The following is a 12,888-nucleotide window of genomic DNA, read 5'->3' as shown; positions in this document are numbered from 1 at the left end:
GGGGCGGCGAGGAAGGGCCGCGAACCATGACAGACGCGCCGCGCCGGAGGCCCACACTCGACGAGGTCGCCGAGCGTGCCGGCGTCTCCCGTTCGGCGGCCTCCCGGGTGCTCAACAACGCGCCGCACGTCAGGCGCGACAAGCGCGAGGCCGTCCAACGCGCCATCAGGGAACTCGACTACGTGCCGGACACGACCGCGCGGGCGCTGGCGACCCGCCAGCGGGGCGCGGCCGCCCTGGTGATCTCGGGCGAGTCTCCCTCGATCTTCGCGGATCCGTTCTTCGCCAGGGTGATCGTCGGCGCGTCCGCCGCCCTGGAGGAGGCCGACCTGCACCTGATGCTCTGTCTCGCGGCCAGCGATCGCAGTCGACGGCGGCTGGCGGAGCTGCTCCGTGCCCGGGGCGTCGACGGCGTCATGCTGATGGCGGTCCGGGAGAACGACCCGGTGCTGCGCGTCGCCGCGGAGACGGAGCTCCCCGTGGTCTTCGGCGGGCGCCCGGTGGGCGCCGAGCCACCGTGGTACGTCGACGTCGACAACGTCGGCGGTGCGCGGCAGGCCACCGAGCACCTGATCGCCCGCGGGCGGCGGCGGGTGGTCATGATCTGCGGGCCGCTGGACACCCAGGTGAGCCGGGCGCGGCACCGCGGCTACCGGGAGGCCATGATCCTCGCCGGTCTGGAGCCGCTTCCGCCGGAGTGCGGCAACTTCACCCAGCTCAGCGGCGCCGTCGCCATGGCCGAACTGCTGGAGCGCCACCCGGATCTCGACGGGGTCTTCGCCGCGAACGACAACATGGCGGCCGACGCCCTGCGGACGCTGCGCGGCGCGGGCCGGGCGGTGCCCGGCGACGTGGCGGTGGTGGGCTTCGACGACCTGGACGTCGCGGAGCTCACCGAACCGTCGCTGACCACGGTCCGCCAGCCCATCCAGGACCTGGGCCGCGAGATGGCACGCCTGCTCGGCCGGCTCATCGCCGGCGAGGAGCCCAGTTCCCTGATCCTGCCCACCCACCTGGTCACGCGCTCCAGCACCTGACCGACGCGGGTCGGCCGGGAGGCCGACGCGCGACAGCCTGGCGTCCGCTTGACTCGCACCTGGTTTCGGGTCCTCGTCTGCGGTTACTCGCCGTCGGGTGTGAGTTGGCCAGGCCGAGCCCGAGGGCGCGGACGTGATCACGGAGGAGGCGAACGTGGCGCCCGAGCACCGGGCCGAGCCCTCGCCCAGGGGGCCGACGGATCTTCCGAAGGGCTCCTGGTGGGCCGCGCTCAAACGCACCGTCCGGGAGTTCAGGGCGGACAACCTGTCCGACTGGGCCGCGGGCCTCACGTACTACGGCGTGCTCGCCCTGGCCCCGGCCCTGCTGGCCCTCGTCTCGATCATCGGCCTGATCGGCCCCTCGGCCATCGACCCGATGATCGACAACGTGGCCACGCTGGCCCCGGGCGCGGTGCAGGACGTGCTCGACACCGTGCTGCGCGACCTGGGCCACCGCCGGGGTCAGGCCACGGTGGCCCTGGTCGTCGGCGTCGCGCTGGCCCTGTGGTCTGCCTCCGGCTACATCGCGGCCTTCATGCGCGCCTCCAACGCCGTCTACGACATCGGCGAGGGCCGGCCGATCTGGAAGACCCTCCCGGTCCGGCTGGCCGTCACCGTCACCCTGGTGGTGCTGCTCGCCCTGGTCGCGGTGGGCGTCGTGTTCACCGGTGCCCTGGCGCGCCGGGCCGGCGACGTGCTGGGTCTCGGCGGCACCGCGGTCACCGTGTGGAACTTCGCCAAGTGGCCGGTGCTGGTGATCCTGGTCGCCCTGATCACCGCCGTCCTGTACTGGGCGGCGCCCAACGTGAAGCACGGCTTCCGGTGGATCACGCCCGGCAGCCTGCTGGCCGTGCTGGTCTGGCTCGCCGCCTCCGCGTTGTTCGCCTGGTACGTCGCCGCCCTCGGCAGCTACGGCAGCACGTACGGCAGCCTGGCGACGATCATCGTGTTCCTCGTCTGGCTGTGGATCTCCAACCTGGCGTTGCTGCTCGGCCTCGAGTTCGACGCCGAACTCGAACGCGCCCGTGCCATCGAGACCGGACACCCGCCTGGCGAGGAGCCCTACGCCGAACCGCGGGACACCCGCAAGCTCGACGACGACTGAACGCCGCTCGCGAACCGGCCGGCCGCCGCACGCCGTAGGCTTGCGAACCGTGTTCCCCGGTTCCGAAACGCGCGCCGGCCGGCTGCTCGTCAGGGCCCGGCGGCAGGGCGTGCTGCTGTCGCGGGCCTTCGGCGGCCCCGAGCCCGGCGAGGCGCTGTTCGCCCGGGCCCCGAAGCCATGGATGCGGCTGCTGCCCCACTTCCTCGCCCTCGCGGCGAGCGCCTCACTGCTGCCCACCACCGTCGTGGTCCTGCTCGGCGACTACGGCCTCCCCGGCGTGCTCGCCGGGCTGCTCGGCGTCGGCCAGGCCGCGCCCCTGCTGCTGGCCGGGGCCCGGCCGCTGTCGGCCTGGTACGTGGTCTTCTCCACCGACGTCCTGACCGCCCTGGCGCTGCTGCTGTGGGGCGGCCCGCTCGACGGCGCGGCCTGGCCGTGGCCGGCCCCCACGATCGTCGGCTATCTGCTGCTCTGCCTGCCGCTCTCCCTCCACCTGGCCCGCCGCACGCTGGTCGCGGTCTGGCTGTCCACCGCGGCCGCCGCCGTGCTGGTCGGTCTGCTGCGGCCCGGGCACTCGCCCGGCTCCAGCGTGCTGCTCGTGGTGCTGTCCGGCGTGGTGCTGCTGCTCGGCGGTGCCCTCCGGGAGCGGTCCGAGGCGCAGCGCCGGCTGGCCGAGCAGGAGACCATCAGCGAGGCCGAACGCTCGCACCGCAGGCTTCTGGAGGAGCGGGCCAGGATCGCCCGCGAGCTGCACGACGTCGTCGCCCACCACATGTCGGTGATCAGCGTGCAGGCCGACAGCGCCCCGTACCGCGTCCAGGGCGTCCCGGAGGCGGCCCGCGCCGAGTTCACCAGCATCGCCGACACCGCCCGCCAGTCGCTGGCGGAGATGCGGCGGCTGCTCGGCGTGCTGCGCAGCGAGGGCACCGAGGCCGAGGGCGGCGGGGCCGGCCCCGAACTGGCGCCGCAGCCGGGGCTCGGCGAGCTCGGCACGCTGGTGGAGTCGGCGGTGCGGGCCGGGGTGGCGGCACGGCTGACGGTCACCGGCGAGCCGGCCGGGCTGCCGCGGGCGGTCACGCTCAACGCCTACCGCATCGTGCAGGAGGCGCTCGCCAACGTCGTACGGCACGCGCCCGGCGCCGAGGCCGCGGTGACCGTGGCCCTCTCAGCGGACGGCTCAGCCCTGCGCGTCGAGGTCGTCAACGGGCCGCCCGCCACCCCCGCGCGCCCCCTGGAGTGGCATGGCACAGGCCATGGCCTGATAGGCATGCGGGAGCGAACCCGCCTGCTCGGCGGCACACTTGACACCGGCCCGACGGCCGAGGGCGGCTTCCGGGTGGCGGCCGTGCTGCCGCGGAACGAACCGGCACCGGGGGAGAACGCATGACCAAGGCCATCACCGTGGCGATCGTCGACGACCAGGCGATGGTGCGGGCCGGGTTCGCGGCGCTGCTCGCCGCGCAGAGCGACATCGACGTGGTGGGCGAGGCCGTCAACGGCGCCGAGGGCGTGGAGCTGAGCCGCCGCCACCACCCCGACGTGGTGCTGATGGACATCCGGATGCCGGTGATGGACGGTCTCGAGGCGACGCGGCGGCTGCTCGACCCGCCGCGCGGGGTGACGCACCGGCCCCGGGTGCTGATGCTGACCACCTTCGACGTGGACGACTACGTCTACGAGGCGCTGCGCGCCGGGGCCAGCGGCTTCCTGCTGAAGGACGCGCCGCCCGCCGACCTGATCGCGGCGGTGCGGGTGGTGGCCGTCGGGGACGCGCTGCTCGCGCCGTCGGTGACCCGCCGGCTGATCGCCGAGTTCGCCGCCCGACCCGCGGCGCGGCGCCGCGGGGACCCGGCGCTGCGACTCAAGGGGCTGACGGCGCGCGAGTCCGAGGTGCTGGAGCTGGTGGCCAGGGGCCAGTCCAACCAGGAGATCGCCGCCACCCTGATCGTGGCCGAGCAGACGGTGAAGACCCACGTCAGCCGGATCCTCAACAAGCTCGGCCTGCGCGACCGCGCCCAGGCGGTGGTCTTCGCGTACGAGTCGGGGCTCGTCACCCCCGGCGAGCAGTAGCCCTCACTCTCCCGCGCCGCCACCCCCTACCCCGGTATGACGCCGGGAATGGCTCCGTGGTGTGACGCGGGTACCCCAGTCCGCGCCGCACTCTCCCTCCCGAACGGCCGCCGGTCCCCTCGGCGGCCCAGGGAGGGAGAACCGTCATGCCGCGCCGTCGTCCCAAGCGGGTGCTCGCCACCGTGGCGCTCGCGCTGACCACCGCCACCGCCACCGGGGGGTGGACGTTCGGGCCGCACACCACGATCGTCAGCGGGCCGCCGCCCGGGGCCGCGGCGTGGCTGGCCGACGACAGCCTGGGCGTCGCCCTCCCCGATCCGGGGGACGCCTCGCCCGCCGAGGTGGCCGCGTTCTTCGCCGGGCTCGGCCCGGCACAGCGACGGGAGCTCGCCGCCCGGCACCCGCTCACCGTCGGCAACCTCGACGGTGCCCCCGTCGAGCTGCGGTACGAGGCGAACGCCCGCGCCTGGGAGGACTTCTTCGGCACCGCGCCCGAGCGGGGCCGCCAGCTGCTGGCCTTCGACCCGCGCGGCCGGGGCACCTTCGTCGAGGTATTCGGCGACCTGCCGGCCGCCGAACGCACCGCCGTCGTCGTGCCGGGCATGAGCAACGACCTCGACACCAACGGCACGCCCGTCGGCTGGGCCCGCGACCTGCACCGCGAACTCACCCGCGACGCCCCCGGGGTCCCCACCGCCACCATCGCCTGGGTCGGCTACACCACGCCCGACGGCGTCGGCCCCGACGTCGTCACCGACCGGCTCGCCCGGGCCGGCGCCCCGCGACTCGAACGCTTTCTCGCCGGCCTCGCCCTCACCGCCCCCCGCACCGCGCCGCCCACCGTGCTGTGCCACAGCTACGGCTCGGTCGTCTGCGGCCTGGCCGCCTCCGAACTCGCCGCCGGCGACCTGGTCTTCCTCGGCAGCCCGGGCACCAGGGCCGGCAGCGTCGACGCGCTGGACACCGACGCCCGGGTGTGGGCCACCCGGAGCCCGACCGACTGGATCAGCGCCATCCCCAACGTGTCGGTGCTCGGCCTGGGCCACGGCACCGACCCCACGGAACCCGCGTACGGCGCCCGCGTCGTCACCTCCGCCGACGTCGAGAGCCACGGTGGCTACGCCGCGCCCGGCACCGACTCGCTGCGCAACCTCTCCGCCATCACCCTGGGCGCGTCCGAGCTGATCAGCTGCGCCCCGACCTCCCCGGAGTGCCTCGATGCCACTCGCCGCTGATCTGCGCAGCCTCGTCACCGCCGTCGAGTCCCGCACCCCCGCCCACCGGGACCGCGCCGTCGACGGGCTGCGGGCGCTGGCCCTGCTGTCCGTGCCGGCCGGGCACTGGCTGGTGGGCGGATTCACCCTGGACGACGCCGGAGCCCTGCACAACGCCAGCCCGCTCGCCGCCCTCGGCGCGCTCGCCCCGGCCAGCTGGGTCTTCCAACTGCTCGGCATCTTCTTCCTGGTCGGCGGCTACTCCGCGGCCCTCTCGCTGCGCCGGGCCACCGAGCGCGGCACCGCCGCCCGCACCTGGCTGCGCGGCCGGCTGGTGCGCCTTGGCCGGCCGGTGCTCGGCGTGACGGCCGGGTGGGCGGCGCTGCTGCCGCTGCTGTCGGTGGCCGGGGTACCGGCGGCCACCCTCCGCACGGCGTCGGTCCTCGTCGTGCAGCCGCTGTGGTTCGTCGGCGTCTACGCGGTGATCACCGCGCTCACCCCGCACGCGCTGCGGGCCGCCGAACGCGCCGGGCTGTGGTCGGCGCTGCCGCTGCTGCTGTCGGTGGCGGTGGTGGACGCCCTGCGGTACGGCCCGTACGCGGACGCGATGCCGTCCTGGCTGCCGCTGCTGAACCTGCTCCCTGGCTGGCTGTTCGGCTACCAGCTGGGCCTGGTGTGGGGCGTGGGGCGGCTGGGGCGCCGCGCGGCGGCCTGGCTGCTGCTCGGCGGCGGCCTCGCCCTCTTCGTCACCCTGCTGACCGTCTTCGGCTATCCCGCCTCCATGGTCGGCGTGCCCGGCGAGGCCCGGACCAACTCGCACCCCCCGTCCCTGCTGGTGCTGGCGCTGGCCGCCGCGCAGTCGGGGGTGGCGGTGCTGGCCAGGGAGCGGCTGGCGGCGCTGCTGGCCCGGCCCGCGCTGTGGGCGCCGGTGGTGGTGATCAACCTCAGCGCCATGACGATCCTGTGCTGGCACCAGAGCGCGATGCTGGCCGCCGCGATCCCGGCCGCCGCGCTGCACGGCGACGCCGCCGTCGCCGGCCTGACGGCGGACCCGACCTCCTTCGGCTGGGTGGCGGCGCGGCTCGCGTGGCTGCCGCTCTTCGCGGTGCTGCTCATCGGCATCGGCGCGCTGACCCGGCGCTTCGAGCAGCCGTGGACGGGAGCCTCGACGGGCGGCCGGATCCTGGCCGGGGCGCTGGCGGGAGCGTTCTCGCTGTACGCCTTCGCCGTGGTGTGACGTGCCGCCCGCGGGCCCGTCGTCAGGCCCGGTACATCGTCGCGCTCATCGAGCTGCCGGTGCCGTCGAACGCGTTCATGCCGGCGGTGTCCGCGCCCTCCAGCCAGAGGTTGACGTCGATGTCCCCCGCGCAGCCGCTCGTGCCGAAGAGGTGCACCGAGCGTCCGCCGTCACCGACGCTCTCCAACTGGAAGGTGTAGAAGCAGCCGAGGACGTCTCCCGTGAAGCGGCTGCCGTCATAGGTGATGTAGTCGGAGCTCGACTCCCAGGTGCCCACCATCTCCCGGCTGACCTGCCCGTTCAGACCGTCGTCCGGCGGCGGCTCGTCGCCGCCTCCTCCGCTGCCTCCTTCGCTGCCGCTGGAGGAGCCGTCCGAGGAGCCGCCGGAGGAACCGCCCGAGGAGCTGCCGCCGGAGGAGCCGCCGTCCGAGGAGCCGCCGGAAGAATCGTCGGAGGAGCCGCCGTCCGAGGAGCCGCCGCCCGAAGAAGCGTCGGCGGAGGACTCTCCGGACGTGTCGGCCTGGTCGTCGTCCGAAGTGTCGTCGTCCGAGGAACCGTCGTCCGTCGACTCGTCGGTGGGGTCGTCGGAGGGGGTGTCGGACGGGTCCTTGGACGCGTCCTGGTCGGAGCCGTCGTCCGACTGTCCCGGCGAGTCGTCGCCGGCGCCGTTCTCGGCGCTGCCCTGGGAGTCCGAGGCGTCGGCGTCGGCCTTGGTGTCCCGGCCGTCGCCGGCGCCCGGCAGGCCGAGCGTCAGTGCGAGCACCGTCGCCACCACCGCGACCGCCGCGATCGCCGCGACGACGGCGTAGGGGAGGCGGCGCCGTCGCGCGGGCGGCGCGACGACGCGCAGTTGCATGGTGTCGTCCGCGGTGGCGGCTGGTGGGGCGTCCGGCGCGGTGGGGGTGGGGGTGGGCGTAGGGGGAGGGGTGGACGGCGCCGGCGGTGGGGTGTCGGCCGCCGGGGCCCGCGCGGGCTCCTCGATGGACAGCAGTTGCACCGTGTCCCGGAGCAGTTGGTCGATCAGGTTGGCGGGGAGCCAGGGGCCGCTGGTGCGGTGGGCGGCTGCCGCCGCGGCGATCTCGTGGGGCGTCGGGCGTTCCCCCGGGTTCTTGGCCAGGCAGGCGGTCACCAGTTCCCGGAGCGGGCCGGCGAGTTGACCGAGGTTGGGCGGCTCGTTGATGACCCGGTACATGAGCGCGTGGGCCGCGCCGTCCTCGGTGTCGTAGGGGCCGGCGCCGGTGGCGGCGTGGGTCAGCGTCGCGCCCAGGCTGAAGACGTCGCTGGCGGGGCCCAGCGTGTCGCCTCTGACCTGCTCGGGGGACATGTAGCCGGGCGAGCCGATCACCGTTCCGGTCCTGGTGAGGACGCTGCCGCCGACGGCGCGGGCGATGCCGAAGTCGATGACGCGGGGGCCGTCCACCGTGGCCAGCACGTTCGACGGCTTGAGGTCGCGGTGCACCAGGCCGCTGTCGTGAATGGCCGTCAGCGCCAGGGCCAGTCCCTCGGCCAGCCGCCACAGCGTGCGCTCCGGCAGCACGCCGAACTGGGTCACGATGTCGTGCAGCGCCGGGCCCGCGATGTATCCCGTGGCGACCCACGGGATCTCCCCCTCGGTGTCGAAGTCGAGCACGGGCGCGGTCCACTCGCCGCCCACCCGCCGCGCGGCGGCGATCTCCCGCTGGAAGCGGCTCCTGAAGTCCGGGTCCAGGGCGAGCTGCGGGTGGATGAGCTTCACCGCGACGGTCCGGCCCTGGGCCGAACGCCCCAGGAAGACCTTCCCCATGCCACCGGCGCCCAGCGTCCGCAACAGCCGGTACTGACCCAGTGTCTGCGGATCGCCCGGCTCCAGTGGTTTCAACGTGTCCCCGGCCCTCGTCGTCGTCCGTCCGATGTTTCCTCGGTTTTACCGATCAGTATCACGGGACGTGCGCGGGGACTTGACCGGTTCCACCGGACGGGCCGGGAGATCAGTCGCGGCGTCGTAGCAGCACGCCGCGGACGAAGGCGGCCTGCCCCACGTGCTGGGTGGCGTCGTTGACGACGCTGACCAGTCGGACCCCGAGGGTGACGTGCGGCGTCCACGAGGTGTCCACGACGCGCGCGAAGTCGGCGTCCGCCAGGCCGGAGAGGTACGCGGCGCTGCGCTCGTGCACGGCGTCGTGGTAGCCGCGCAGCGCGTCGGCGTCGAGGCCGCGCACCGCCGCCACCTCCTCGGGGCCGTGCCCGTACCCCGTGACGCCGGGCCCGAAGGGCAGGCCGAACGCCTCGTGCCAGCCCGCCGCCGTCCACACCTGCTCGGTGCCGGCGACGTCGGCGACGTGGTCGTCCTCGACCCGGGCCAGGTGCCAGACGAGCCAGGCGATGGAGTTGGCGCCCTCGTCGAGGCGGGTGGCGAGCTCCTCGGGGCTGAGGCCGTCCACCACGTCGTCGACGAGGTCCCGGACTCGGCCGTACGCGTCGAGGAGGAGGTCGGTGCTTGCGGTCACGGTGCGCTCCTTCGGGTGCGGCGGTCGGTCGGGAACCAGCTTCCCCGGATCAGGCGGGGAACGCGGCGCCGACCAGCCGTTCGGAGGTTTCCCAGACCTTGTGGGCCTCGGCCATGTCGCGCAGCGGGGCCCAGAGTCGCTGCTCGGCGGGGGCGCCGCCAACGTTTCCGAGTCCCTTGGGCCCGAAGAACTGGTCGCCCCGCGAGTCGGGGCCGGTCGCGGCCAGCAGCGCGGGCAGGGCGGCGGTGCTGGGGGTGCCGGCGACACCGATGCGGGAGAGCACGCGGATCAGGCGGACCTCCCGGGTGTCCGTGGGCCGCCCCATCCCGGGCTGCGCGGAGAGGAGGTTGGTGGGCGAGACCCCGGGGTGGGAGAGGTTGCTGGTGATGCCCCAACCCGCCGCGGCGCTGCGGGCGTCGAGCTCGCGGGCGAACAGTCCGACGGCGATCTTCGACTGACGGTACGCCTTCATCACGTCGTAGTCGCGGTCCCAGTTGAGGTCGTCCCAGTTGATCGCCCCGCTGCGGGCGGCGACGCTCGTCTGGTGGGTGACCCTGGCCCTGCCCGCGCTGAGCAGCGGCAGCAGCCCCTGGGTGAGGGCGAAGTGGCCGAGGTGGTTGGTGCCGAACTGCAGCTCGAACCCGTCCTTCGTGGTCTGGTGGCTGGGCGGGGTCATCACGCCGGCGTTGTTGATGAGGATGTGGATGGGGCGGCCCTCGCCCACCAGCTGGTTGGTGAGGGCGGTCACGGAGTCGAGTGAGGCCAGGTCGAGGGGCCGGGTGGTGATCCTCGCGCCCGGGACGAGGCCACGGACGCGGTCGGCGGCCTGCTCGCCCTTGGCGGGGTTGCGGGCCGGGATGATCACCTCCGCGCCGGCTCCGGCGAGGCGGGTGGCGATGACGAACCCGATCCCGTCGCTCGCGCCGGTGACGACGGCGAGCTTCCCCGACAGGTCGGGGATGGTGATGTCGATGGTCCGAGCCATGAGCGGTCTCCTTCGTTCCGGCGGCGAATCCGCCGCGGATCGGCGTCTGAGTCCATGCTCGAACCTCCCCGGCCGCGGATTAAGGGCCGCGTTATCCACGGCTCGCCGATCCCCCCTTCGGCGGCGGGGTCGGGAAAGGGGGGATCGGCGAGCCGTGGCTCCGCGGAGACCGGGGCGGTAGGAAGGACAGCAGTGCCGAGGGAGGAAAACGAATGATGATCGATCGGACCGGCCTGGCGGAGTTCCTCCGGCGCCGCCGGGAGTCCCTGCAACCCGAGGACGTCGGTCTCCCGCGTGGCCAACGCCGCAGGACCGGAGGGCTGCGGCGGGAGGAGGTGGCGGCGCTCTGCCACATGTCGACCGACTACTACGCGCGCCTCGAAAGGGAGCGCGGGCCCAGGCCGTCCGAGCAGATGATCGCCGCGATCGCGCAGGGACTCCACCTCTCGCTCGACGAGCGCGACCACCTGTTCCGGCTGGCCGGGCACAACCCGCCCGCCCGGGGCGGAGCCGGTGAACACATCACCCCCGGCATGCTGCGCATCCTCGACCGGCTGGACGACACGCCGGCGGAGATCGTCACCGAACTCGGCGAGACGCTGCGGCAGACCCCGCTCGGCGTGGCGCTCACCGGCGACCTGACCAGCTACACGGGCCCGGCCCGCAGCATCGGCTACCGGTGGTTCACCGACCCCGCCATGCGGGACCGCTACGCGCCCGAGGACCATCCGTTCCTCACCCGCATGTGGGCCTCGGGTCTGCGCCAGGTCCTCACCCTGCGGGGCCCAGGATCCCGGGCGGCCTACCTCGCCGACCTGCTCCTCGCCCGGAGCGAGGAGTTCCGGCAGGTGTGGAACGACCACGAGGTCGGCGTTCGACCCAACGAGGTGAAGCGCTTCATCCACCCCGAGGTCGGCAGACTCGAGCTGAACTGCCAGCAGCTGGTCGATCCGGCCCAGGGCCACTCGCTGCTCGTCTACACCGCCGTTCCCGGCAGCGAGAGCCACGAGAAGCTGCAGCTGCTGTCCGTCCTCGGTCCGCAGCCGCTGCGCTGACGCCCCCGAAGGGACCGGGGCGCCCAGCCTCGGATCGGCGGGTCCTGGCTGCCGTCGGGCTGGTTGGTCAGCCTGGGAGTGAAGCGAACCGATCCCAGGAGATGCGATGAATCCACAGGATGACGCGGCCCCCGGCCGGTCGGGCGTGTCCCGGCGAGGGTTTCTGGGCGGCGGTGCCGTCGCCGCCGCCGCGACGGCCCCGCTGCTGGCGACCGTGGCGGACGCCACGCCGGCCGCCGCCGCCGAGGGCGACGGGCTCGTGGCGGTCCGGGTCGCGGTCAACGGCGAACCGGTCACGGTGCGGGTCGACCCGCGGGCCACCCTCCTCGACACGCTCCGCGAGCGGCTGGAGGATCTCACCGGCACGAAGAAGGGCTGCGACCGCGGCCAGTGCGGGGCGTGCACCGTGCACGTCGACGGCCGACGCGTGCTGTCGTGCCTGACGCTGATGGCCACCACCGACGGCCGAGAGGTCACCACGATCGAGGGGCTCGCCGACGGGGACCGGCTACACCCGATGCAGCGGGCCTTCGTCGAACACGACGCCTTCCAGTGCGGCTTCTGCACCTCCGGGCAGATCATGTCGGCCGTCGCCCTGGTCGAAGAGGGCCGTGCGAACTCCGACGACGAGATCCGCGAGGGCATGTCGGGCAACATCTGCCGGTGCAGCGCCTACCCGTTCATCGTCGACGCGATCCGGGACGCGCGGGAGGCGATGCGCTGATGCGGGCCTACACCTTCACCCGGGCCCGCTCGGTCCGCGACGCCCACGCGCGCGCCGGGGCGGACACCGCCTTCCTGGCCGGCGGGACCACCCTGGTCGACCTGATGAAGCTCGACGTGATGACCCCGGCCCACGTGGTGGACATCAACGGGCTCCCGCTGCGCGGTATCACCCTCGACCGCCAGGGGCTGCACGTCGGAGCGCTGGAGCGGATGAGCGACGTCGCCGCCGACCCCACCGTGCGGCGGCACTATCCGGTGATCGCCGAGGCGCTGGAGCTGAGCGCCTCGGCGCAGCTGCGCAACATGGCGAGCATCGGGGGGAACCTGCTGCAGCGCACCCGGTGCGGCTACTTCCGGGACGTCACGACGCCCTGCAACAAGCGGGAGCCCGGCAGCGGCTGCTCGGCGCTGACCGGGGTGAACCGCACCCACGCGATCCTCGGCACCAGCGAGCACTGCGTGGCGACGCACCCCAGCGACCTGGCCGTCGCCCTGGTGGCGCTCGGCACCGAGGTGCACCTGGCCTCGGCGCGCGGCAGCCGGACCGTGCCGCTCGACGGGTTCTACGCCCTTCCCCGCGCCACACCCCACGTCGAGACCGTGCTGCGCCCCGGCGAACTCGTCACCGGCATCACCGTCCCCCGCTCGGCGTGGGCCGCGCACTCGGTCTACCTGAAGATCCGCGACCGGCAGTCCTACGAGTTCGCCCTCGCCTCGGCGGCCGTCGCGCTCGAGATGCGCGGCGACACCATCGCGAAGGCCAGGATCGCCGTGGGCGGGGTGGGCACCAGGCCATGGCGCCTGCCCGCCGTCGAACGGGCCCTGGCCGGCCGCCGCGCCACCGAGGCCACCTACGAGGCGGCGGTCCGCGGCGCCGCGGACGGCTCCAGCACGCTGGAGCACAACGCGTACAAGCGCGCGCTGCTGCGGCGCACGCTGGTCCGCGCCCTCACCGTCCTGGGGGAGCGGCGATGAC

Annotated in this window: 12 protein-coding genes; 9 read left to right on the top strand and 3 right to left on the bottom strand. The window is 74.1% G+C overall.

Annotated elements, in window-relative coordinates:
• The first annotated feature begins 26 nt into the window (after positions 1–26).
• From RNC47_RS16650 to RNC47_RS16625, 6 genes are all read left to right on the top strand, one after another.
• A complete protein-coding gene (locus RNC47_RS16650; RefSeq protein ID WP_311599579.1) occupies positions 27–1,037 on the top strand; it encodes a LacI family DNA-binding transcriptional regulator in 1,011 nt (336 codons plus the stop codon).
• Positions 1,038–1,170: 133 nt separating this feature from the next.
• A complete protein-coding gene (locus RNC47_RS16645; protein ID WP_311599578.1) occupies positions 1,171–2,142 on the top strand; it encodes a YihY/virulence factor BrkB family protein in 972 nt (323 codons plus the stop codon).
• 40 nt (positions 2,143–2,182) lie between these two features.
• Positions 2,183–3,526 (top strand): sensor histidine kinase, encoded by a 1,344-nt coding sequence (locus RNC47_RS16640; protein ID WP_394814798.1) that lies wholly within the window; start codon positions 2,183–2,185, stop codon positions 3,524–3,526.
• On the top strand, positions 3,523–4,209 hold the full coding sequence (locus tag RNC47_RS16635; protein ID WP_311599575.1) for a response regulator transcription factor: 687 nt from the start codon (positions 3,523–3,525) through the stop codon (positions 4,207–4,209). The genes RNC47_RS16640 and RNC47_RS16635 overlap by 4 nt, the downstream gene beginning before the upstream one ends.
• Before the next feature lie 146 nt (positions 4,210–4,355).
• A complete protein-coding gene (locus tag RNC47_RS16630) occupies positions 4,356–5,444 on the top strand; it encodes an alpha/beta hydrolase (protein WP_311599574.1) in 1,089 nt (362 codons plus the stop codon).
• Positions 5,428–6,660 (top strand): acyltransferase family protein, encoded by a 1,233-nt coding sequence (locus tag RNC47_RS16625; protein WP_311599572.1) that lies wholly within the window; start codon positions 5,428–5,430, stop codon positions 6,658–6,660. The genes RNC47_RS16630 and RNC47_RS16625 overlap by 17 nt, the downstream gene beginning before the upstream one ends.
• 22 nt (positions 6,661–6,682) lie before the next feature.
• Here the strand turns inward: RNC47_RS16625 and RNC47_RS16620 are convergent, their stop codons facing one another.
• The 3 genes from RNC47_RS16620 to RNC47_RS16610 form a co-directional block, all read right to left on the bottom strand.
• A complete protein-coding gene (locus tag RNC47_RS16620; RefSeq protein ID WP_311599569.1) occupies positions 6,683–8,518 on the bottom strand; it encodes a serine/threonine-protein kinase in 1,836 nt (611 codons plus the stop codon).
• A gap of 109 nt (positions 8,519–8,627) precedes the next feature.
• Entirely contained in the window at positions 8,628–9,146 is a 519-nt protein-coding gene (locus RNC47_RS16615) for a mycothiol transferase (RefSeq protein WP_311599568.1), read from the bottom strand.
• 49 nt (positions 9,147–9,195) lie between these two features.
• Positions 9,196–10,131: an SDR family oxidoreductase gene (locus RNC47_RS16610; RefSeq protein ID WP_311599567.1), complete on the bottom strand. Its 936-nt coding sequence runs from the start codon at positions 10,129–10,131 to the stop codon at positions 9,196–9,198.
• 212 nt (positions 10,132–10,343) lie between these two features.
• On the opposite strand from RNC47_RS16610, the gene RNC47_RS16605 reads away from it, so the two are divergent.
• The 3 genes from RNC47_RS16605 to RNC47_RS16595 all read left to right on the top strand — a co-directional run bounded on the left by RNC47_RS16605 (position 10,344) and on the right by RNC47_RS16595 (position 12,887).
• Positions 10,344–11,186 carry a helix-turn-helix transcriptional regulator gene (locus tag RNC47_RS16605; protein ID WP_311599566.1) on the top strand — a complete coding sequence of 281 codons (843 nt, stop codon included), beginning with the start codon at positions 10,344–10,346 and terminating at the stop codon, positions 11,184–11,186.
• A gap of 106 nt (positions 11,187–11,292) precedes the next feature.
• Positions 11,293–11,910, top strand: a complete 618-nt coding sequence (locus tag RNC47_RS16600; RefSeq protein WP_311599564.1) for a (2Fe-2S)-binding protein — start codon at positions 11,293–11,295, stop codon at positions 11,908–11,910.
• Positions 11,910–12,887 carry an FAD binding domain-containing protein gene (locus RNC47_RS16595; protein WP_311599562.1) on the top strand — a complete coding sequence of 326 codons (978 nt, stop codon included), beginning with the start codon at positions 11,910–11,912 and terminating at the stop codon, positions 12,885–12,887. The genes RNC47_RS16600 and RNC47_RS16595 overlap by 1 nt, the downstream gene beginning before the upstream one ends.
• The last annotated feature ends 1 nt before the right edge of the window (position 12,888 follow it).

It is taken from the genome of Streptomyces millisiae, from assembly GCF_031845425.1.
Lineage (GTDB): Bacteria > Actinomycetota > Actinomycetes > Streptomycetales > Streptomycetaceae > Streptomyces > Streptomyces millisiae.
The sequence above is the reverse complement of the archived record's forward strand: the minus strand, read 5'-3'. Positions and strand labels throughout refer to the sequence as shown.